The sequence below is a fragment of the Teichococcus aestuarii genome (genome assembly GCF_003116135.1).
Classification (GTDB): domain Bacteria; phylum Pseudomonadota; class Alphaproteobacteria; order Acetobacterales; family Acetobacteraceae; genus Pseudoroseomonas; species Pseudoroseomonas aestuarii.
Genome location: NZ_PDOA01000016.1, coordinates 76,310 through 98,250, shown reverse-complemented (window position 1 = coordinate 98,250; position 21,941 = coordinate 76,310). Strand labels below are relative to the sequence as shown.

Sequence of the window (21,941 nt, the reverse complement as noted above, 5' to 3'; positions counted from 1 at the left end):
GGGCCACCAAGCCGGAACTTAACAAACACACGGATACTCTCACCACCGCGGGGTGGAGCAGCCCGGTAGCTCGTCAGGCTCATAACCTGAAGGTCACAGGTTCAAATCCTGTCCCCGCATCCAAATCACACAAAAAGCCACCCCAAAAGGGTGGCTTTCTGCGTTCGGTCTTCCCGAGACAAATCCGCAGGCGACAAAGTTCTTTCGCTTGTGCAGCATGCGCGCCATGCCGTCCTTCACCGAAGCCGGGCTGATCGCCCTCGCCGCCGCCGCCCGTGCCGCCAGCCGGGGCGATCCCTTCGCCAATCCGGTGCTGTCGGTCGCCCTGGCCCTGAGCCGGCAGCTGGACGAGGGCCAGGCCTCCCATGCGGATATGGCCGATGCGCTGCGGCAGATCGGCCGCGCCGCCTTCCTCGACCGCGCGCAACGCCTGGCACATGCCGCCGGCGCCGGGCTGGCGGGGGCGGATGCGGCGCTGGCCGGCCTCGCCACCCGCCTGGCCCGTCCTGATCCGGATGACAGCCCGGTGCCGCTGGCCACCTTCCGCGCCGCCTGCGAGCGGCCCCGCGCCGCCGCCGTCTTCACCGCCCACCCGACCTTCAGCCTGCCGCGGGAATCGACGCGGGCGCTGGCCCAGGCGGCGGGCGGCCTGCCGCTGCCCGATCCGCTGCCGCTCCGCCCCACCGCGCCCACCCTCACCGAGGAGTTCGAGCAGGCCGCCGCCGCCATCGCCAATGGCCGCGATGCGCTCGACCGGCTGGCCGCCGCCTTCCTCGGCACCGCCCGCGCCATCTGGCCGGACCGCTGGACACAGCTCAACCCGCGCCCCGTCATCCTGGCCTCCTGGGTGGGCTATGACACGGATGGCCGAACCGATATCGGCTGGCACGACACGCTGCGCCTGCGGCTGCGGATGAAGCGGCTGCAACTGGCCCGCCTCGCCGCCCAGATCGCCGCCCTGCCGGAGGATTGCACCGCCGCCCTGCGCGGCCGGCTGGAGGAGGCGCTGGCGGCGGTCGAGGCCCAGATCGAAGCCTGCCCTCCCACCGGGCCGGTGAAGCCGGAAGCGGCGCAGGCCTTCGCCCAGGCCCTGGTCGGCCAACGGGAGGCCGCCCTCACCACGCCGCAGCCGCTGGTCGAGCTTTTCCCCGCCGCCATCGCCGCCGCGCCGGAGGAGCAGACACGGCTTGCCCTCTGCGTCGCCCGGGCCGGGCTGGTGGCGCATGGCCTCTCCCTGGCGCACACCCATGTGCGGCTGAACGCCGCCCAGCTGCACAACGCCGCGCGGCTGCGCTTCCCGCATCTCGGCAGCGGCCCGGAGGACCCGGCGCGCCGCCGCGCCCTCTTCGCCGCCATCAACACGGCGCTGGAGGAGGTCTCGGCCGAGCCGGTCGACATGGGCGGGCTGATGGCCGAGCAGGCCTCCGCCGCGCGGCTGATGATGACCGTGGCGCAGATCGCCAAGCATATCGACGCCAGCCAGCCCGTCCGCTTCCTCGTGGCCGAGACGGAGAGCGGCTACACCCTGCTCGCCGCCCTGCTGCTGGCGCGCCTCGCCGGCGTCGAGGACCATGTGGAGATCTCCCCCCTCTTCGAGACCGCCGAGGCGCTGGAGCGGCGCGGCGAGCGGGTGGTGGAGGAGGCGCTGCGCAGCCCGCACTGGCGGGCGCATCTGCGCCGGGTGGGGCGGCTCTGCCTGCAATTCGGCTACTCCGATTCCGGCCGCTATGTCGGCCAGGTCGCCGCCACCCACCTGATCGAGCGGCTGAAGCTGCGGGTGGTGGAACTGCTGGCGCGGCACGGGCTGCAATCGCTGGAGGTGGTGCTGTTCGACACCCATGGCGAGGGCCTCGGCCGCGGTGGCCACCCCGACGGGCTGGCGGCGCGCTTCGACTACCTCGACCCGCCTGCCGTGCGCGCCGCCTTCGCCGCCCGTGGCATCCCGACGCGGGTGGAGACCTCCTTCCAGGGCGGCGACGGCTACCTGCTCTTCGGCACCCCCTCCCTGGCGCACGCCGCCGTGGCGCGCATCGCCGAGCACGCCTTCGCGCCGCTCCCCGGGGGCGAGCCGGACCCGGTCTATGCCGAGGGCGGCTTCGCCACCGACCTGTTCGCCGGGGCGCGGGCCGCCTTCAACGGGCTGGTGGAGGATCCGGGCTATGCCGCGTTGCTCGGCGCCTTCGGCCCGGCGCTGCTGGACCGCACCGGCAGCCGCCCCGCCAACCGGCAGAGCGACACGGGCGGCCCCGCCACCATCCGCCACCCGCGCGAGCTGCGCGCCATCCCGAACAACGCCGTCCTGCAGCAGCTCGGCTTTCCGGCCAACCTGATGCACGGCCTCGGCCATGGCGCGGTGCAGGAGACGGAGGCCTTCGCCGACCTGCTGCGCCGCAGCCCGCGCTTCGCCAACGCCCTGGCCTTCGCCCGCGCCGGCCTCGCCCTCTCGGATGCCGATGTGCTGCTGGGCTATGTGGCGAGCCTCGACCCCGCCACCTGGCTGGCCCGCGCCGCGCAGACCCGCCGCCCCGGCCGCGCCGCCGCCCTGCTGGCCGTGGCCACCGCCCTGGAGGAGCTGCGCCTGGGCGACCCCGCCCGCGCCGTGTTCCGCCGCCTGAAGGCGGACGACCTCGCCCTCCGCGCCGCCTGGCCGTCCGACCTGCCGATCCCGCCGGGGGCCATCGGCGGCGGCCCCGGTGTGCCGCGCATGAGCGACCGGCTCTTCGCCCTGCACGCGCTGCGCCTCTGCCTGATCCACCGCATCTGGCTGCTGGCGGTGGAGGTGCCGGATTTCTCGCCCCGCCACGGCCTCACGCGGGAAGGGCTGGTGCAGCGCCTGCTGCGGCTAGACGTGGAGGGCGCCGTGGCCCTGCTCGACCAGGTCTTCCCCATGGCCGACCCGCCCGGCGCCGAGCTGGACTTCGCCGAGCCGCCCGCGCCCCGGCATGGCGGCTATGGCCGCGAGCAGGAGGAGATCATCCGCCCGCTGCGCGAGCTGTTCAGCCTGGTGCGGGAGGTGAGCGCGGTGGTCTCGCTGGAATGCGGCGCCTTCGGCTGAGGCTGGCCCGCCCGGGCGGGACGGGCCTATCCTCCCCCCGCCGCCCTTCCGGGCGGGGGGAGACGAATGCATGGACGTGAACGGCACGTTGATCGCGCTGGTGGTGCTGGTGCTGCTGGCGGTCCTCACCGCCTTCAAGGGCATCCGCACCGTGCCGCAGGGCGAGGCCTGGACGGTGGAGCGCTTCGGCGCCTTCACCCGCGTCCTGCCGCCTGGGCTGAACCTGATCATCCCCTATATCGACGTCATCGGCCGCCGCATGAACGTGCAGGAGACGGTGCTCGACATCCCCGAACAGGCCGTCATCACGCGGGACAACGCCAACGTCTCGGTCGATGGCGTCGTCTATTACCGCGTGATGGACCCGGAGAAGGCCGCCTACCAGGTGCAGAACCTGACCCAGGCGCTCACCGCACTGGCCATGACCAACATCCGCGCCATCATCGGCGAGATGGACCTCGATTCGGCGCTCTCCTCGCGCGACAAGATCAACACCCATCTGCTCGGCGTGCTGGACGGCGCCACCGACCCCTGGGGCGCCAAGGTGACGCGCGTCGAGATCCGCAAGATCGAGCCGCCCGCCAACCTCGTCATCGCCATGAACACGCAGATGATCGCCGAGCGGGAGCGCCGCGCCACGGTGATGCGGGCGCAGGGCGAGCGGGAGGCGGCCATCGCCCGCGCCCAGGGCGAGAAGGAAGCCCAGGTGCTGGAGGCGGAAGGCCGGCTGGAGGCCGCGCGCCGCGACGCCGAGGCGCGCGAGCGGCTGGCCGAGGCCGAGGCCGCCGCCACCCGCTCCGTCGCCGCCGCGGCGCGCGAGGGCGGCGAGGCGGCGCTGAACTACTTCATCGCCGAGCGCTACATCGCCGCCTTCGGCCAGCTCGCCGGCAACCCGGCCTCGAAGCTGGTGGTGGTGCCGATGGAGGCCTCCGGGCTGGCGGGCGGCATCGCCGGCGCGGTGGAGATGTTCCGCAACGCCACCCTGCCGCCCATGGCCGCCGGCCCGGCCGTGCCTGGCCCGGCGCCAGGGGGTGCCCCTCGCCGTGGCCCGGTGCCGGAAACCCGGCCCGGCCCCTGGACCGATCCGGGCGCCGCCCCGTGAGCCTGCCCTGGTCGGTCTGGGTGGTGGCCGGGCTGCTGATGATGGCGGCCGAGATGCTGCTGCCCGGCGCCTTCCTGATCTGGGTGGGGGCGGCGGCGCTGGGCACCGGGCTGCTGGTGCTGCTGCTGGACCCTTCCCTGCCGGTGGCGCTGCTGGCCTTCGTGCTGCTGCTGGGGCTGGGCATCGGCCTGTCGCTGGTCTGGCTGCGGCCGCGCGCCGCCGCCCGGCGCAGCACGGTGAACGCCCCCGGCTCCGGGCTGGTCGGCCGCGCCGGGGTGATGCTCGCCGCCGACCGGGTGCGCGTCGGGGATTCCGACTGGCCCGCCCGCCCGCTGGAGGGCGCCGCCCCCGGCAGCACGGTGCGGGTGGTGGCGGTGGAGGGCCTCACCCTGCTGGTGCGGCCGGAGGGTTAGGCGCCGCCCGCCCGCAGCGCCGCCAGCACCCGCTCCGGCGTCGCCGGCAGGTCGAGCCGCGCGCCGCCCACGGCGTCGCGCAGGGCGTTCCACACGCAGGTGGCCAGCAGCAGCGGCGGCTCGCCCACCGCCTTGCTGCGGAAGATGGTGTTGGCCCGCGCCGGCGCGTCCGCCAGCAGGCGCAGGTTGAATTCGGCCGGCATCTCGCGCGAGCCGGGGATTTTGTAGGTGGAGGGGCCGAGGGTGCGCAGCCGCCCGTCCGCGTCCCACCACAGTTCCTCGCAGGTCAGCCAGCCCTGGCCCTGGAGGAAGGCGCCCTCGATCTGGCCGCGGTCGATCGCCGGGTTCAGGCTGCGGCCGCAATCCTGCACCAGGTCGGCGCGCAGCACGCGGTATTCGCCGGTGAGGGTGTCCACCAGCACCTCGGCCAGGGCGGCGCCGTAGGAGAAGTAGAAGAAGGGGTGGCCGCGCATCGCCACCGGATCCCAGTGGATGTCGGGCGTCCTGTAGAACCCCGTGGCGGAGAGGCTGACGCGCTGCGCCCAGCAGAGCTGCGCCAGCTCGCCGAAGCGCATGCGGTGGTTGCCGGCCGAGACGTGGCCATCGGCGAAGATCACCTCCTCCTCCGGCACGCCCCAGGCCGTGGCGGCGATGCCGGCCATGCGCGCGCGGATGGCGCCCGCCGCCTGGTGCGCCGCCCATCCGTTCAGGTCGGAGCCGGTGGAGGCGGCGGTGGGGGCGGTGTTGGGCACCTCGGCGGTGGAGGTGGCGGTGATGCGGATGCGCTCCACCTCCACGCCGAACACCTCCGCCACCACCTGGGCGATCTTGATGAACAGCCCCTGTCCCATCTCGGTGCCGCCATGGTTCAGGCGGATCGAGCCATCGGTGTAGACATGCACCAGCGCGCCCGCCTGGTTCATCGCCATGATGCCGAAGGAGATGCCGAAGGCGAGCGCGAAGCCGCCCAGGCCCCGGCGCAGGGTGGGGTGGGCGGCGTTGAAGGCCTCCGCCGCCGCGCGACGGCGCTCCCAATCGGCGCCCTGCCTCGCCTCGGCCCAGACGCGGCGGATCAGCTCGCCCTCCAATTTCTGGCCATAGGGTGTTTCCGCCCCGTTCGGCCCGCCGGCGAAGTTCCGCTCGCGCAACTCGTCCACCGGGCGCCCCGTGGCGCGGGCCATGCTGAACAGAACATCCTCCATCAGCAGCGCCCCTTGCGGGCCGCCGAAGCCGCGGAAGGCGGTGTTGCTCACCGTGTTGGTCTTGCAGGCGAGGCCCGTCACGCGCAGCGCCGGCACGTCATAGGCGTTCAGCGCGTGGGTCACGGCGCGGAAGATGACGCCGGCCGAGAGGTCCAGGCTGTGTCCGCCATCGGCGGCCAGCGTCGCGTCCAGCGCCAGCAGGCGGCCTTCCGCGTCGCAGCCGGCGCGCCAGCGGAAGAGGAAGGGGTGGCGCTTGCCGGTGGCCGCCATGTCTGCCTTGCGGGAGAGGCGCAGCTTCACCGGCCGGCCCGTGGCGCGCGCCGCCAGCGCGGCGGCGGCGGCGATCCAGGAGGCGTTGCTCTCCTTGCCGCCGAAGCCGCCGCCCATGCGCCGGCACTGCACGGTGACGCGGTTGTAGTCGCAGCCCAGCACGCGGGAGGCGATGTGCTGCACCTCCGTCGGGTGCTGGGTGGAGGCGTGCAGGGTGATGTCCCCATCCTCGCCCGGCACGGCGAGGGTGATCTGCCCCTCCAGATAGAAATGCTCCTGCCCGCCGCAGCGGAACTCCCCGGCCAGTTGCAGCGGCGCGGCCTCCAGCGCCGCCTGCCAGCCGCCGCGTTCGATCACCTGGGGCGGCATCAGCAGCGCGCCGGTCTCCAGCGCGGCCTCGATGGAGAGGATGGGCGGCAGGGGCGCGATCTCCGGCCGCAGCGCGGCGGCGCCGGCCAGGGCGGCATCCCGCGTGGCGGCCACCACCAGGGCGAGCGGCTGCCCCCAATGCTCCACCAGCCCCTCGGCGAAGAGTTTTTCCAGTGCCTTGCCGCTGGGGGAGATGTCGTTGCGGCCGGGCACCTCCGCCGGCCCCAGCACCGCCACCACGCCGGGCACGGCCCGCGCCGGGGCGAGGTCGAGCGGCGCCAGCCTGCCATGGGCCACGGGCGAGAGGGCCAGCGCCGCGTGCAGCGTGCCGGGCGGCTCGGGCAGGTCGTCGGTGAAGCGGGCGGCGCCGGTGGCGTGCTGCAGGGCGCTGTCCTGCCGCAGCGCGGCGCCCATGCCGGTGCGGGTGGCGGCGGGAGGGGGCGGGGCGTCGGTCATGCCTGCACCTCCAGCGCCAGGTCGGGGCGGGCGATGCGCCAGTGGAGGCGGCGCAGCAGCCCCTGGGCGCTATGCAGCCGGTACTCCGCCCCCGCCCGCCAGTCGGAGAGCGGGGCGAAATCCTCCGCCAGCGCCTGCGCCGCGCGGGCAAAGGCCTCCTCCGTCACGGGCTGGCCGGCGAGCGCCGCCTCGGCGCGCGGGGCGCGGGCCACGGTGGCGGCCATGCCGCCGAAGGCCAGCCGCGCCTCCGCCACCACGCCCCCCTCCAGCCGCAGCAGGAAGCCGGCGGCGACGGCCGAGATGTCCTGGTCATGCCGCTTGGAGAGCTTCTCGCAGGCGAAGACGGCGCCCTCCGGCGGGCGCGGGATCTCGACGCGCAGGATGATCTCGTCCGCCGCCAGGGCCGTCTGCCGGTAGCCGGTGATGAACTCGGCCAGATCCAGCACGCGCTCGCCCGCCCGGGCCGAGCCCAGCACCACCCGCACCCCCAGCGCCAGCAGCGGCGGCAGCGTGTCGCCGATCGGCGAGGCGGTGCCGAGATTGCCGCCTAGCGTGCCGAGGCCGCGGATCTGCCGCGAGCCGAGGCGGCGCAGATGCGCGGCCAGTGGCGCCATTTCCGGCGCCCGCGCCAGCAGGTCCAGCAGGCGGGCATAGGGCAGGGCCGCGCCCACGGTGAGCAGCCCCGGCGCCAGCCGCGTTTCTGCCAGTTCCGGCACGGCGCCGAGGGAGAGGATGCGCGCCGGCCGCTCGCGGTGCTCGGAAACGCGCAGGCCGAGATCGGTGCCGCCGGCCAGAAGCCATGCCTCGGGGTGGGCGGCGCGCAGGGTCAGCGCCGCCTCCAGCGTGGCGGGGGCGTGGAAGACCTGCCCGGGCACGGCGAATTCGCTGCCGCCCTCCAGCGCGGGTGCCGGGGCGGCGGGCGCGCCGTCATCCTCCAGCGCGGCGAAGACGCCGAGGATCGGGCGGTAGCCGGTGCAGCGGCAGAGATTGCCCGCCAGCGCCTCATGCGCCGCGCCGCCGCACCGGGAATGCGCCCAGGCGGACATGACGATGCCGGGCGTGCAGAAGCCGCATTGCGTGGCATCATTCTCGGCCATGGCGCGCTGCACCGGGTGCGGCGCGCCATCCGCCGCCACCAGCCCCTCCACCGTGCGGAGCGCCCGGCCATGCATCTGCCCGAGCAGCGCCAGGCAGGCATTGACGGGGGTGCGGGCGCCATCCGCCGCCTCGATCACCACGGTGCAGGCGCCGCAATCCCCTTCGGCGCAGCCCTCCTTGGTGCCGGTGAGGCCCGCCCCCCGCGGCGCAGGGCCGCGCAGCCAGTCGAGCAGGGTCATGCCGGGGGGCGTGTCCGCCGGCAGGGTGCGGGGCTGGCCGTTCAGGGTGAGGGCGATGCGGCTGCTCATGCCGGCCATCGAAGCAAATCCCGCGCCGCGGCGCCACGCGGCTTTCCGGCGCCGGCTTGATCCAGCGCAAGGCGGGCGCGGCGCCGGCAGACTAATCCAGCGGCATGTCGCCCGAAACCGCCGCCCGCTACGCCGCCGCCGCGCTGCCGCGCTACACCTCCTATCCCACCGCGCCGCATTTCCAGCCGCTCGCCGAGCAGGATTACCGCCGCTGGCTGGCCGGCATCGGCGCGGCGGAGGCGCTCTCGCTCTACGTCCACATTCCCTTCTGCGAGAGCCTCTGCTGGTATTGCGGCTGCCACACCAGCGTGACGCGCCAGCCCGCGCGGCTCGCGCGCTACACCGGGGCGCTGCTCGACGAGGCGGCGCTGCTGGCGGCGGCGCTGCCGGCCTATGCGGGGGTCTCGGCGCTGCATCTCGGCGGCGGCACGCCCTCGGCCATCGGCGCCGCGGGGCTGGCGCGGCTGCTGGCCGGGCTGCATGACCGCTTCGCCTTCCGCGACACGGCCGAGCTGGCGGTGGAGCTGGACCCGCGCGTGCTGACGCCGGAGATCGCCGCCGCCCTGGCGGAGGGCGGCATCAACCGCGCCAGCCTCGGCGTACAGGATATCAACCCCGCCGTGCAGCAGCGCATCGGCCGGGTGCAGAGCAACGAGCAGGTGGCCGGGGCGGTGGCGATGCTGCGCGGGCAGGGCATCGGCGCCATCAACCTCGACCTGATGTACGGCCTGCCGGGCCAGGGCATCGCCCAGGTGGAGGCCAGCGCGCGCTTCGCCGCCGAATTGCAGGCGGATCGGGTGGCGGTGTTCGGCTACGCGCATGTGCCCTGGATGAAGCCGGCCCAGCAAGCGATCGACAGCGCCGCCCTGCCCGACGCCATGGCTCGGCTGGAGCAGGCGGAGGCCGCCGCCGCGGTGCTGGAGGGGGCGGGCTATCTGCGCATCGGCCTCGACCATTTCGCCTGGCCCTCGGACCCGATGGCACGGGCGGCGGCCGCCGGCACGCTGCGCCGCAACTTCCAGGGCTACACGACGGACACGGCGCCGGTGCTGCTCGGCCTCGGCGCCTCGGCCATCGGCCGCGCGCCGGCGGGCTTCGCGCAGAACCTGGCGGGCGAGCGGGATTGGCTGGCGGCGGTGGCGGAGGGGCGGCTGCCGGTGGCGCGCGGCCGCGCCCTCTCGGACGAGGACCGGCTGCGCGGCCGGCTGATCGAGCGGCTGATGTGCGAGCTGGAGCTGGACCTCGCCGCCGTGCCGGAGGCGGTGCTGGCCGCCGCACGGCCGCGCCTCGACGCGCTGCGGGCCGATGGCGTGGTAGCGGAGCGGCGCGGCTGGCTGCTGGTGCGGGAGCGGCGCTTCCTGCGCCATGTGGCGGCGGCGTTCGACGCCTATCTGGGCCAGGGCCCCGGCCGCCACAGCCAGGCGGCCTGAGAGAGGAGGGGGCGCCCCCAGGCGGGCGCGCCCCGGTCCCGTCGCGGCGTTACTTCACCTGCACGTAGCGCAGCGGGAAGTAGTTGTCCGCCGGCTGCACCAGCTCGATGTTGGTGCGCGTGGCCCACACCACCTGCTGCTGGTGCAGCGGGAGGTAGAGGGCCTCGTCGTGGATGATCTTGCTGGCCTGCGTGATCATCGCGTTGCGCTTGGTCTCGTCGGACTCGACCGACATGTCCTGGATCAGCTTGTCCAGCGCGGCGTTGGAGAAGCCGCCATTGTTGAACACGCCGCGCGTGCCGTCGCGCGTGCCGGCCAGGTTGAAGAAGGCGTTGTGCGCGTCGTAGGTCGTCGGCGTCCAGCCCAGCATGTAGAAGCTGGTGTTGTAGTTGGGCGGGTTGATCTCGGCGAAGTAGCGCGCGCGGGTCTGCGCGTTCAGCGTCACCTTGACGCCCACGCGCGCCAGCATGGAGACGACGGCGGTGCAGATCGCCTCGTCGTTCACGTAGCGGTCGTTCGGGCAGTCCATCGTCAGGCTGAAGCCGTTCGGGTAGCCGGCCTCGGCCAGCAGCTTCTTGGCGGCCTCGGGGTCGTACTTGTAGCGGGTGTCGTTGGCTTCCTCGAAGCCGTTGACGCCGGGGCCGAAGATCTGGCCCGTGGGGCGGGACTGGCCGCGCATGACGCGGCTCTTGATCGCCTCGATGTCGATGGCGTGGTAGAAGGCCTGGCGGACGCGCACGTCCTTGAAGGGGTTCTTGCCCTTCACGTCGGACTTCAGCAGCTCGTCGCGCAGCTGGTCCATGCCGAGATAGATGGTGCGCAGCTCCGGCCCCTGCAGGATGCGGGTGTTCGGCGCGCGGCGGATGCGCTCCACGTCCTGCGGCGGCACGGTGTAGAGCATGTCCACCTCGCCCGAGAGCAGGGCGGCCACGCGCGTCGCGTCATTGGCGATGATGTTCAGCTCGACGCGGGTCAGGTTGTGCTGCGGCTTGTCCCACCAGCCGGCATTGGGCTCCAGCACGGTGCGGCGGTCGGGCTCGCGGCTGACCAGCTTGAAGGGCCCGGTGCCCATGGCGTTGCGGGTGGCGAAATTCTCCTCGCGCGAGGTCAGGTCGGCCGGGGTGGTGGCGTTGTTCTTCTCCGCCCACGCCTTCGACATCATCGCCCAGTTGGTGAGGCCCTGGGGCAGGATCGGGTCGGGCATCCGGGTGATGAAGTCGACCGTGTGGTCGTCGATCTTCCGCACCTCGGACACCGAGGCGATGACCGACTGCAGGTTGGAGCCCTTCGAGCGCACGCGCTGGACGCTGAACAGCACGTCGTCGGCGGTGAAGGGGGTGCCGTCGGAGAACTTCACGCCCTGGCGCAGGGTGAAGCGCCAGGAGGTCGGGCTGGTCTGCTCCCACTTCTCGGCCAGGGCCGGCTCCAGCTCCAGGTCACGGTCGCGCCGCACCAGGGGCTCGTAGATGTTGGCCATGAAGGAGAGGAGGAAGGTCTCCTGCCGCGTATACGGGTCCATCGAGTTGACGTCGCCGTCATTGGCCCAGCGGAAGGTCTTGGCATCGGCCGGCAGGCCGGCCAGCGCCGTGCCGGCGAGCAGCGCGGTGGCGAGGAGGATACGGCGCATCGGAAGCGGCTCCCTGGAGATTCGTTTGGCCACGGACGTTAAGGCCTTTTCGGCGGCCCGCAATGGGGGAGCGCGGGGAGAGCGCGGGGGTCAGCCGGCGCGCAGGTGCTCCTGCAGCCGCGGCATCAGCTCCACCAGGTTGCAGGGCTTGTGGCGGCTGTCGAGCTGGAAGCGCAGGATGTCGTCCCACCCGTCCTTCACCGCGCCGGAGGAGCCGGGCAGCGCGAACAGGTAGGTGCCCCCCGCCACGCCGCCCAGGGCGCGGGACTGGATGGTGGAGGTGCCGATCTTGGCGTAGCTCAGCATCCGGAACAGCTCGCCGAAGCCGCCGATCTCCTTCTCCAGCACGCGGGCGAAGGCCTCGGGCGTCACGTCGCGGCCGGTGATGCCGGTGCCGCCGGTGGTGATGCCGACATCGACCGCCGGGTCCGCCACCCATTCGCGCAGCACCGCCTCGATGGCGTCCGGCTCGTCGCGCACGATGCGGCGGGAATGCAGGCTGTGCCCGGCCGCCGCCACCCGCTCGGCCAGCAGCGCGCCGGAGCGGTCGGTGGCCAGGTCGCGCGTGTCGGAGACGGTGAGCACGGCGATGGAGACGGGCAGAAAGCGGAGCGATTCGTCGATCGGCATGTGGCGGGCCCTCTCGCGGTCTGGGGCGCGCGGCTCAGGCGGGGGCGACCATCACCCGGTTCCGCCCGGCGCGCTTGGCCGCGTACAGCGCGGCATCCGCTGCCGATATCATCGCCTCGGCCTCCACGCCACCGGCATTGCCCGCGATGCCGGCGCTGAAGGTGACGCTGAAGCTGGCGCTCTCCGTGTCGAAGGAGGCGGCGGCGAAGCGCTCGCGCAGGTGTTCGATGATGCCGTGCGCCTCCGCCGGCGCGGTGCCGATCAGCAGGGCGGCGAACTCCTCGCCGCCATAGCGGCCGATCACGTCGGTGCGGCGCAGCCGCTTCTGCAGGCTGCGCGCCAGGCCGCGGATCACCCGGTCCCCCACCAGATGGCCGTAATTGTCGTTCACCGACTTGAAGTGGTCGAGGTCGAAGATCACCAGGCTCAGCGTGTGGCCGTGGCGGCGGGCGCGCTCCAGCTCCAGCACCAGCCGCTCCTTGAAGCGGGCATGGTTGAGCAGGCCGGTCAGGCTGTCGCTCTCCATCACGGCGCGCAGCGAACGGGCGCGCTCGGCGCGCAGCCGCACCAGCGTCACCAGCCGGTCGAGATCGACCGGCTTGGGGATGAAGTCGTCGCCGCCGAGGCGGCGGGCCAGGATCTGCCGCTGCGTGTCCTGCTCGGCCGAGAGGAACAGGATGGGCAGCGAGAGATGCCGCCGCGTCTGCCGGATCACCCGCGCCAGCTCGATGCCGTCGATCCCCGGCATCTGCAGATCCATCAGGATCAGGTCGGGCGCCGCGGCGGCGATCACCTCGATCGCCTGGGCGGGGTCGGAGACGCTGGTCACCTGCATCCCCGCCTGGCGCAGCGCCATGGCATAGGCGGCGGCCAGCAGCTGGTCGTCGTCGACGATGACGATGCTGTAGCGCGTCTCGGCGCGGGCGCCGGCGAAGTGGTCGAGCCAGTCGGCCAGCTCGTTCACCTCCAGCGGCTTGGCCACCAGCGCCTCCACCCCGGCGCGGGCGGCGGCGAGGCGGTTCTCGAAGGAGCTGTCCTCGGCCAGCAGGATCAGCGGGCAGCGGCCGGCGAGGCGGCGGCACACCGCCAGCGGGTCCGGCACCGCATCGTCGATCACCGCGGCGGAAAGCCGGCTCTCGGGCAGCATGCCCTCCAGTACCTCGCGCTCCGAGGCGCGCCTCACGCCGTAGCCGAGATTGGCGATGACGGCGGAGAGCAGCGCCTGCTCCTCCGGCTCGGCGAAGAGGAAGATGGGCTCGCCATGCTCGGCCTGGCTGGCCTGGCCGGGGGCGTCGCCGGCCTCCTCGGCGCCGGCGGAGCCGGCCGCCCAGGCGGCGGCGACGGCTTCCACCTGGGCGCTGGCCTGGCGCAGCCGGTCGCCGCGCGGCGAGGGGGTGTCGCGCAGGCCGAGCAGCAGCAGCTCGAGCGGCGCCGCGGCCTTGGAGAGGCCGGGGAAGCCGAAGGTGCCGCCCGCCCCGGCCAGCCGGTGGGCCGAGGCCGCCAGCTCGCCCAGCCGGGCGCGGTCCACCGCGTCCCAGGGGCGGCGGGGCTGCAACGCCGCCCAGCCCGCCACCAGCTCGCGCACCCGCTCGCCCAGGCGCTGCACCCCGTCGGCGCGCAGGCGCCGCAGGGCATCGCGCATCTCCGTCTCGGCGCCCGCCAGCTCAGTCATCGCGCTTGGCCCATATGGTGCGCACCATGGTCGAGAGCGTCATCGGGTCGAAGGGCTTCGAGATGACGTCGAGCGTGCCGAGGGCGCGGTAGCGCGCCACCTCCTGCGGCTGCACCTTGGCGGTCATGAAGATCGCCGGCACGCCGGCGATGGCGGGCAGGGCGCGCAGCCGCTCCAGCGTGGTGGGGCCGTCCATGCCGGGCATCATCACGTCCAGCAGCAGCAGCTGCGGCGCGAAGCCCTCCGCCTTCTCCAGCGCCTGCTCGCCGGATTCGCAGGGCTCGACGGTGAAGCCGCCCACCATCTTCAGCGCGAAGGTGGCCACCTTGCGCACATCGTGGTCATCCTCGACGTAGAGGATGCGCGAGAGCGCCTCGCCGCCCATGCCGCCATGGCTCATGCCAGCGTCTCCGTGTTCTGTCGTGCCTCGGGGTTCTGTCGTGCCTCGGGGCCGGCCTCGGCCCCGGGCGGGCGGGCGGCGTCCATCAGGTGGCGTATGGTGTCGTGCAGCACGCGGTTCTCGGTGCGGCTCTTCACCAGCGTGCCGGCCACCTCGCGCGCCGTGTGCTGGTCGGCGTCGGTGGCGGAGAAGATCAGCACCGGCGGCGGCCGGTCCATGGCGCGGATATCCTTGATCAGGTCGAGCCCGCTGCCATCCGGCAGGCCGAGGTCGATGATCACCAGGGCGAAGCGCAGCGTGCCGGCGAGCGCCGCGCGCGCCTCCGCCAGGTTGCGCGCCGGCACCAGCTGCGCCTCCTCGCCCATCACGGCGGAGACGACGCGGGTGATGTCCTGGTCGTCCTCCACGTGCAGGATGCGGGCGGGGCCCTCATTGCCCTGCAGGGCGCGGCGCAGCGCGTCGCGCAGCCGGCTCTGGCTGATCGGCTTGTCCAGCCAGTCCACCACCCCCACCGCGTCGCCGTTCAGCTCCCGCCGGCCCTGCGCGGCGGTGGCGGAGATCACCACCACGGGCAGCGCCTTGCCGTCGGGGCGCTGGCGCAGGCGGCGGAACAGCGAGATGCCGTCCACGTCCGGCAGCATCAGGTCGAGCGTCATGGCGTCGAAGGACTGGCGGTCGAGCCAGGCAAAGGCCTCCTCGGCGTTGTGCGCGATCATCCCGTCCCAGCCATGTTCGTCGAGCAGCATCTGCAGCAGCATGGCGACCGAGGGCTCGTCCTCGACGATCAGCACGCGCGGGCGGCGCGCCTCCTGCGCGGGCGGCAGGGGCAGGACCTCGCGGTCCACCAGCCGGGGCAGGGTGAAGAAGAAGACGGTGCCGCCGCCCTCGGCATCGGTGAAGCCCATGCTGCCGGCGTGGTGCTCGATGATGGCGCGGCTGATGGAGAGGCCGAGGCCGGTGCCGCCCTTCTGCCGCACATCGCTCGAATCCGCCTGGGCGAAGCGCTGGAAGATGCGGCCGCGGAAGGCCTGCGGGATGCCCGGCCCATGGTCGCGCACCTGGAAGGTCACGTCGCCTGCCTCGACCAGGAGGGAGAGCTCGACCTTGCTGCCGGCGGGGGAGAACTTGGCGGCGTTGGAGAGCAGGTTGGCCAGCACCTGCTGGATGCGCGCGACATCGGCATAGACATCGGCATCGGCCCTGCCGGCATCCTGCCGTTCGAAGCGCACGTTGAACTGGGCGGCGTAGGCGGCGTTGGCGGCCAGCGCCTGATCGAGCAGGGCATGGGCCGAGACCCGCTCGCGCCGGAACTCCAGCCGCCCCGCCTCGATCTTCTCGATGTCGAGGATGTCGTTGACCAGCAGCACCAGCCGCTCGGAGTTCTTGTGCGCGATGTCGAGCAGCTCGCGCACCTCCTCGGGCAGGGCGCCGGCGACGCCGCCGACCACCAGCCCGAGCGAGGCGCGGATCGAGGTGAGCGGGGTGCGCAGCTCGTGGCTGACGGTGGAGACGAACTCGCTCTTCAGCTCGTCCAGCCGGCGCCGCTCCGTCACGTCGCGCAGCACGCAGACGGCGGCGCTGTTGCCGCTCTCGGTGTAGCGGCCGATCGAGAGGTCGGCGGTGAAGACGCTGCCATCGGCGCGGCGGGCCTGCACCTCGCCCGAGCGCGCGCCATAGGAGGGCACCAGCGCCTGGATCGGGCTGCCGATGATCTCGGCCAGCGGCTGGCGGAACTGCCGCGCGGCGGCGGCATTGGCCACCTGCACCCGGCTGCCGGCATCGACCAGCAGGATCGGGTCCCGCGCATGGTCGAGGATGGATTGCAGCTGGCCGCGGCTGTCCCACAGGGCGGCGTTGGCGGCGTCGGCCGCCTGCTTGGCCTCCTCCAGCGCCTGGTAGCGCAGGGCGTTGCCGTGCAGGTAGCGGTAGAAGCCCCAGATCGCCGCCAGGGAGAGCGCGAGCAGCGCGCCGAAGAGCAGGACGAAGACCAGCCGCAGCTGCGCCACCCGCCCGGCGTAGTTCTCGTTGAATCGCTGCAGCTCGGCCCGCTCATGGGCCACCATCACGTCGATGCGGCTGGTCAGGCGGTTGCGCTCGCCGCTGGTCTCGCGCAGCAGCATCGCCAGGTCCATTCCCTCGCCAAGATCGCGCGCCAGGGTCCCGTTGAGCCGGGCGACGAACAGGTCCAGCGCCTCGCCCAGCTCGGCGGCGGCCGCCGCCTACAGCGGGCTGTCGGCCGCAAGCTCCTTCAGCGTCTCCAGCCGCTCGCTCAGCCGCGCCAGGTTGGATTCGTAGGTGGCGCGCGAGCTGGCGGGATTGCGCGAGAGGATGAGGTTGCGCTCCACCACGATCTCGAACAGCGTGTTGCGCATCTCCAGCAGCCCGGCCACCAGCCGGTGGCTGCCATCCATCGCCTCGCGCTGGGCGCGGCCGTCGCTCAGCACACGGCCCACCACCATGGCGCCCGTCAGCAGCAAGGCCAGGAGCACCACCGAGACGCCGAGCGTGGTGAGGCGGATACGGCGGAGCGGGCTGGCCATGGTGCAATCCGGTGGCAGGCGGAGAGCGGCGGATGCCGCTCCGGCGCGGGATGCGCCCGCTGCACTTCGCACGCGCAGGGGGCGCCGTGCAACTACCGGAAATAGCAGCGATTTTTCAAAAAAATCAGCACAATTCGCGAATTTCTGGACGGGCCGGGCCGCCGGGCGGCGGTCCGGCCCGGGCCATTCACCGGGCGGCCGTGCGCGTCACGCCGCGCAGCGGCGGCTGCTCGGCCAGTTCCAGAGGCGCGCTGCCGAAGCGCGGGAAGTCGCCGCCCGCCAGCGCGTCCAGGCTCGGCGAGGGCAGGCCGAGGCGGCTGGCGTAGATCCAGGAATAGGACAGCACGCGCTGCACGAAGACCCGCGTCTCGCCCACCGGGATGGATTCGAGGAACAGGAACGGGTCGTCCTGGTGCCGCACGTTCGGCGCCCAGCGGCCGACATTGCCGGGGCCGTTGTTGTAGGCGGCGAGCAGGCGGATCAGGTCGCCATCCACCACCTCGCGCGCCGTCAGGTGGTGCAGGTAGCGCTGCGCCAGCTCCAGCGAGAAGGCCGGGTCGTGCAGCCGGCGCAGGCCGCCGGCGCCGCGCAGGCTGGGGTCGCCCAGGATGTAGGCGGCGGTGGCGGGCATGATCTGCATCAGCCCGCGCGCGCCCACGGGCGAGACCGCCTTCGGGTCGAAGCGGGATTCCTGCAGCGCCAGGCCGTAGAGCAGGGCCGGGTCCACCCGGAAGCCGCTCAGCGGCTCCAGCTGCGGCATGGGGAAGCGGTCGTAGTCGCGCGGGCGGCCGTCATTGGTCTGCGCCAGCGCGGCGACCTGCGCGGCGAGGTCGGTCATCCCCGCCTGGCTGGCCACCGCCAGCATGGCGCGGGAGAGGCCGGAATTGCCCTGCGCCATCGGCCAGAGCCGGCGCAGCTCCTGCTCCGCCCGCTCCCTCTGGCCGATCTGCAGCAGGGCGAGCGCCCGCCAGCCGGCCGCGGTCTCGGCCAGCGCCGCGCCCTCGGCGGCCCCGGCCAGCTCGCGCTCCCAGGCGAAGCCGGGGGCCAGCCCCAGCACGCGCCGCGCCACCAGCCCGTAGAAGGTGCGCGGCTCCTGCGCGGCCTGGAGCATCCAGGGCACGTAGAGCTGCGGCCGGCGGGTGCGGATGGCGGCGCGCGCCGTCCAGAAGGCGGCGGCGGCGCGCAGCGCGGGGGTGGCGCTGTCGGCCCGCGCGGCGGCCTCGAACTGGGCCAGCGCCAGGTCCGGCCGTCCCATGCCCCAGGCCGAGAGGCCGGCGACGAAGGCCGGCTGCGCCGCCTGCGGGAAGCGCCGCGCGGCCTGGGCGGCGAGGCGGTGGGCCTCCTCGTCGCGCCCCTTGTGGAACAGGGCCAGCGCCGCCTCGCTCTGCCCGCGCGCCTCGGCGCTGAGGGCGCGGGCGGCGGGCTCGCGCTCCTCCGGCACCACATCCGTCTCGGCCGCCAGGTACTCGTCGGGCGGGGCGGGGGGCTGCGGCGCGTTGCGCGGCAGGCGGCGGCGCAGCATGGCGTGCACCAGGGCGGCGTCCGGGTGGTCGGAATACTCCGCCAGCCAGGCGTACAGCTCCGGCACCGTGGGCTCCGCCGCGCCCGGCTGGCGCCAGCGGTCGGCCAGCACATGGCCCATCAGCCGCCGGTCCTCCAACCGCTCGGCTTCCCGGGCCGCGCCGACCATGTCGCCTTGCGCCTGCAACCGGAAGATCCGGGTCAGGCGCGCCGCGTCGGACGGGGCCAGGGGATGTGGGAGTCCCGCCACGCCTGTCTCCAGGGTGGGGTGTGGGACACTCAAAGCCCGCTCAAGGGGGGCGGTCTCTCCGGCCCGTTGCGCCATGGCCGGGACCTGAGCCCCGACACACAGCGACGCCGCCCATCCCAGCCCGAGGGCGAGGACAGGTGAACGCAGGGCCATGGTGCAGAACGCTCGCATGGCGGATTGGCGTTAACCGGATGGAAGCGTTCGGGCAACTTCGGAACGCGCGACAAATCCCACGTCAAGAGACGAACTGCGCGATATCAGGAGAAACGACGAAAAAGTTCAATCACAATGGCGTCAATCTATCCCTCGGCGGGCGGGTTTTCGCCGTCCAGCGTGCGCCGCAGCAACAGGAGGTCGGCCCAGGCCTCGCGCTTGGCGGCCGGATTCCGCAGCAGATAGGCGGGATGCAGGGTGGGCAGCGCCGGCAGCGTGGCCGATTCGCCCGCCTGCTCCACCGGCATGGCGTGCCAGCGGCCGCGCAGCCGGGTGATGCCCTCCTTAGCCCGCAGCAGCGCCTTGGCCGAGACGCCGCCCAGCATCACCACATGGCGCGGCTTCACCAGGGCGATGTGGCGCAGCACGAGCGGCAGGAACTGGGTGATCTCGGCATCGGTCGGCGTGCGGTTGCCCGGCGGGCGCCAGGGCAGGATGTTGGTGATGTAGAAGGCGCGCGCCGGCTCCTCCGCCGCGCGGTCCAGCCCGATGCTGGCCAGCATCCGGTCGAGCAGCTGGCCGGAGACGCCGACGAAGGGGCGGCCGAGCCGGTCCTCGTCGCCGCCCGGCGCCTCGCCGATGAGCATCAGCCCGGACTCCGGGTTGCCATCGCCGAAGACGAGGTTGGTGGCGGTGTCGCGCAGCGGGGTGGGCACTTCCCGCATCGCCTCGCGCAGCGCCTCCAGGCTGTGCGCGGCGGCGGCCAGGCTGGCGGCGGCCTGCACCGGCTGCGGCGGCGGCGCGCCGGGCAGCAGGGAGGGGGCGGCGGGCTGCGCCGGGCGGCGCGGCGCCCGTGGCGGCGGCGGCCCGGCGGGCGCCGGGGTGGCCATGCCGTCCGGGGCGGCAGAGGGGCGGGGCGGCGGCGCGGCCAGCCGGTCCAGCGGCGCCTCGGCCAGCGCCTCGTCCGCGCCCCAGTCCAGTTGCAGCCGCAGCGCGGCGAGCAGGGCCTCGGTCTCGGAGAGGTCGCGGGGGGCGGCGTTCATGGCTCCCGCCATATCGGGGCGCGATGGGGTTCCGCGCAACCCGCGATCGGGCTAAGGCGCTGGGTGCGGGACGACAAAGGGAGAACGGCAAGGTGTCCGAGCGCGAGAGCATGGAATTCGATGTGCTGATCGTCGGTGCCGGCCCGGCGGGGCTGGCGGCGGCGATCCGGCTGAAGCAGCTCTCGCCGGAGGCGGCGGTCTGCGTGGTGGAGAAGGGCTCGGAGGTCGGCGCCCACATCCTCTCCGGCGCGGTGATCGAGCCGCGCGCGCTCGACGAGCTGCTGCCCGACTGGCGCGACGATCCGCCGGGCCTGGCCACCCCCGCCGGCGAGGACAGCTTCATGTTCCTCACCGAGACGAAGGCCTACAAGCTGCCGACGCCGCCGCAGATGAACAACCACGGCAACTACATCGTCAGCCTGGGCAATGTCTGCCGCTGGCTGGGGGCGAAGGCCGAGGCGCTGGGCGTCGAGATCTACCCGGGCTTCGCCGCCTCCGAGACCATCATCGAGGAGGGCGTGGTGCGCGGCGTCGTCGCCGGCGTCATGGGCATCACGCGCGAGGGCGAGGAAGGGCCGAACTACCAGCCGGGGATGGAGCTGCGCGCCCGCTACACCCTGTTCGGCGAGGGCTGCCGCGGCTCGCTGACCAAGCGCCTGCACGAGACCTTCGGCCTGCGCGAGGGGGTGCAGCCGCAGACCTACGCCCTCGGCATCAAGGAGCTGTGGGAGATCCCCAAGGAGCGGCACACGCCGGGCAAGGTGTGGCACTCCGTCGGCTGGCCGCTGAAGAGCGACACCTATGGCGGCGCCTGGCTCTACATGCTGGGCGAGAACCTGGTCTCGATCGGCTTCGTGGTGGGGCTCGACTACCCCAACACCTGGCTCTCCCCCTTCGACGAGATGCAGCGCTTCAAGACCCACCCCGAGGTGCGCAAGATGCTGGAGGGCGGCAAGCGCATCGCCTACGGCGCCCGCGCGCTGAACGAGGGCGGGCTGCAATCCATCCCGAAGCTGGTGTTCCCGGGCGGCGCGCTGATCGGCGACACGGCGGGCTTCCTCAACGTGCCCAAGATCAAGGGCACCCACACCGCGATGAAGACCGGCATGCTGGCCGCCGAGGCCGCCGCCGCCGCCCTGGCCGACGAGGCCGCGCCGCCGGTGCTGGAGAGCTACCCCGAGGCGCTGCGCGCGAGCTGGGTGTGGGAGGAGCTCTCCTCCGTCCGCAACATCCGCCCCGGCTTCGCCAAGTGGGGGCTGTATGGCGGCATGGTCAACGCGGCGCTGGAGACCTACCTGTTCCGCGGCAAGGCGCCCTGGACGCTGCCGCACCACTACGACCACAAGGCGACGAAGCCCGCCGCCCAGTCCGAGAAGATCGCCTACCCCAAGCCGGACGGGAAGCTGACCTTCGACCGCCTCTCCTCGGTGTTCCTGTCGAACACCAACCACGAGGAGGACCAGCCGGCGCACCTGAAGCTGAAGGACCCGGCCAAGTGGCGCCCGGTGAACTGGGAGACCTACCGCTCCCCGGAATCGCGCTACTGCCCGGCCGCCGTCTACGAGGCGGTGGGCGCCGAGGAGGGCGAGCCGCGCCTGGTGATCAACGCGCAGAACTGCGTGCACTGCAAGACCTGCGACATCAAGGACCCGGACCAGAACATCGACTGGTGCACGCCGGAAGGCGCCGGCGGGCCGAACTACATCGGCGGCATGTGACGCCGCCGCGCGGGCCGGGGGGCATCTCCCCCGGCCCGTGCCGCCTCAGCGCCAGCCGTAATCGGCGCGCGAGCAGGTCTCGATGCCGCGCCGCTCCTGCGACTGGCCGTTGGCATAGACCACCTTCATGTCCACCGTGCAGCTGCGGCCGGAGGGCAGCTCCACCCAGTGGTCGCTGCCCGGGTCCAGCGTCTCGTCGCCCAGCCGGTCGCGTCCCCAGTTCCGCTCGGTGCTGAGCGAGACGTAGAGTTCGCGGATGACCGAGCCGGTGCGGTTGACGAAGCTGAAGGAGGGGTCGCCCGCGGCGCGCGAGACGCTGCCGCCCGCGCCGCCGCCGCCGTTGCGCACCGTGGCCCCCGCGCCGCCGCCATTGCCGAACACCACGCGCGAGAGGCTGCAGGCGTTGACGTTGCGCCGCTCCTCCTCGCGCCCGCCCTGGTAGCGGACGCGGATGTCGAGCACGCAGTCGCTTGCCTGCGGCGTCACATGCACCTGCTCGCCCGGCGGCAGCACGGACTGGCCGAGGATGTCCGGCCCCCAGTTGCTCAGGCGCGAGGGGGAGACGTAGGCGCTCTCGATGGTCTGGCCGGACTGGTTGACCAGCCAGAAGCGGTTCTGCGCCGCGGCGGGGGAGAGGGTGGCGGCGGCCAGCCACAGGGCCAGCGCGGCCATCAGGGCACGCAT

The 21,941-nt window shown here is 73.3% G+C and carries 16 protein-coding genes and 1 tRNA gene; 6 read left to right on the top strand and 11 right to left on the bottom strand.

All coding sequences use genetic code 11. The annotated features are described in order from the left end of the window. Positions 1 to 46 precede the first annotated feature (46 nt). From CR165_RS18885 to CR165_RS18870, 4 genes are all read left to right on the top strand, one after another. Positions 47 to 123 (top strand) — tRNA-Met (locus CR165_RS18885). 103 nt (positions 124 to 226) lie between these two features. Continuing rightward, positions 227 to 3,055: a phosphoenolpyruvate carboxylase gene (locus tag CR165_RS18880; protein ID WP_245906589.1), complete on the top strand. Its 2,829-nt coding sequence runs from the start codon at positions 227 to 229 to the stop codon at positions 3,053 to 3,055. 70 nt (positions 3,056 to 3,125) lie between these two features. Next, on the top strand, positions 3,126 to 4,157 hold the full coding sequence (locus CR165_RS18875; protein WP_109518488.1) for an SPFH domain-containing protein: 1,032 nt from the start codon (positions 3,126 to 3,128) through the stop codon (positions 4,155 to 4,157). Further along, a complete protein-coding gene (locus CR165_RS18870; RefSeq protein ID WP_109518487.1) occupies positions 4,154 to 4,570 on the top strand; it encodes an NfeD family protein in 417 nt (138 codons plus the stop codon). Before CR165_RS18875 ends, CR165_RS18870 begins: the two co-directional genes overlap by 4 nt. Here the strand turns inward: CR165_RS18870 and xdhB are convergent. Beyond that, positions 4,567 to 6,867, bottom strand: a complete 2,301-nt coding sequence (xdhB, locus tag CR165_RS18865; protein WP_109518486.1) for a xanthine dehydrogenase molybdopterin binding subunit — start codon at positions 6,865 to 6,867, stop codon at positions 4,567 to 4,569. The two genes, CR165_RS18870 and xdhB, sit on opposite strands and share 4 nt — an antisense overlap. Next, a complete protein-coding gene (locus CR165_RS18860) occupies positions 6,864 to 8,282 on the bottom strand; it encodes a xanthine dehydrogenase small subunit (protein ID WP_245906588.1) in 1,419 nt (472 codons plus the stop codon). The genes xdhB and CR165_RS18860 overlap by 4 nt, the downstream gene beginning before the upstream one ends. A 95-nt stretch (positions 8,283 to 8,377) precedes the next feature. Here CR165_RS18860 and hemN point away from each other — a divergent pair, with 95 nt between their 5' ends. Then, positions 8,378 to 9,703, top strand: a complete 1,326-nt coding sequence (gene hemN, locus CR165_RS18855; protein WP_109518485.1) for an oxygen-independent coproporphyrinogen III oxidase — start codon at positions 8,378 to 8,380, stop codon at positions 9,701 to 9,703. Between the two features lie 49 nt (positions 9,704 to 9,752). On the opposite strand, the gene CR165_RS18850 is transcribed toward hemN, so the two are convergent. The 8 genes from CR165_RS18850 to CR165_RS18815 form a co-directional block, all read right to left on the bottom strand. Beyond that, positions 9,753 to 11,330 (bottom strand): ABC transporter substrate-binding protein, encoded by a 1,578-nt coding sequence (locus tag CR165_RS18850; RefSeq protein WP_109518484.1) that lies wholly within the window; start codon positions 11,328 to 11,330, stop codon positions 9,753 to 9,755. Between the two features lie 90 nt (positions 11,331 to 11,420). Next, positions 11,421 to 11,960: a molybdenum cofactor biosynthesis protein B gene (moaB, locus tag CR165_RS18845; protein ID WP_109518483.1), complete on the bottom strand. Its 540-nt coding sequence runs from the start codon at positions 11,958 to 11,960 to the stop codon at positions 11,421 to 11,423. A gap of 34 nt (positions 11,961 to 11,994) precedes the next feature. Further along, positions 11,995 to 13,632: a diguanylate cyclase gene (locus CR165_RS18840; RefSeq protein WP_109518482.1), complete on the bottom strand. Its 1,638-nt coding sequence runs from the start codon at positions 13,630 to 13,632 to the stop codon at positions 11,995 to 11,997. Continuing rightward, a complete protein-coding gene (locus tag CR165_RS18835) occupies positions 13,625 to 14,032 on the bottom strand; it encodes a response regulator (protein WP_245906587.1) in 408 nt (135 codons plus the stop codon). The genes CR165_RS18840 and CR165_RS18835 overlap by 8 nt, the downstream gene beginning before the upstream one ends. Further along, the gene (locus tag CR165_RS18830) at positions 14,029 to 16,164 is read right to left on the bottom strand and encodes an ATP-binding response regulator (protein WP_109518481.1); all 2,136 of its coding nucleotides are present in this window, start codon (positions 16,162 to 16,164) and stop codon (positions 14,029 to 14,031) included. Before CR165_RS18830 ends, CR165_RS18835 begins: the two co-directional genes overlap by 4 nt. An 87-nt stretch (positions 16,165 to 16,251) precedes the next feature. Next, positions 16,252 to 16,572, bottom strand: coding sequence for a hypothetical protein (locus tag CR165_RS18825; protein WP_109518480.1), 321 nt, complete (start codon positions 16,570 to 16,572; stop codon positions 16,252 to 16,254). 187 nt (positions 16,573 to 16,759) lie between these two features. Further along, positions 16,760 to 18,343 (bottom strand): lytic transglycosylase domain-containing protein, encoded by a 1,584-nt coding sequence (locus CR165_RS18820; protein ID WP_245906586.1) that lies wholly within the window; start codon positions 18,341 to 18,343, stop codon positions 16,760 to 16,762. Between the two features lie 299 nt (positions 18,344 to 18,642). Further along, positions 18,643 to 19,539: a uracil-DNA glycosylase gene (locus CR165_RS18815; protein ID WP_109518478.1), complete on the bottom strand. Its 897-nt coding sequence runs from the start codon at positions 19,537 to 19,539 to the stop codon at positions 18,643 to 18,645. A 110-nt stretch (positions 19,540 to 19,649) separates the two neighbouring features. Between CR165_RS18815 and CR165_RS18810 the strand changes: the two genes are divergently transcribed. After that, the gene (locus CR165_RS18810; RefSeq protein WP_181378241.1) at positions 19,650 to 21,257 is read left to right on the top strand and encodes an electron transfer flavoprotein-ubiquinone oxidoreductase; all 1,608 of its coding nucleotides are present in this window, start codon (positions 19,650 to 19,652) and stop codon (positions 21,255 to 21,257) included. A 45-nt stretch (positions 21,258 to 21,302) separates the two neighbouring features. Here the strand turns inward: CR165_RS18810 and CR165_RS18805 are convergent, their stop codons facing one another. Beyond that, positions 21,303 to 21,941: a Tat pathway signal protein gene (locus CR165_RS18805; protein ID WP_109518476.1), complete on the bottom strand. Its 639-nt coding sequence runs from the start codon at positions 21,939 to 21,941 to the stop codon at positions 21,303 to 21,305.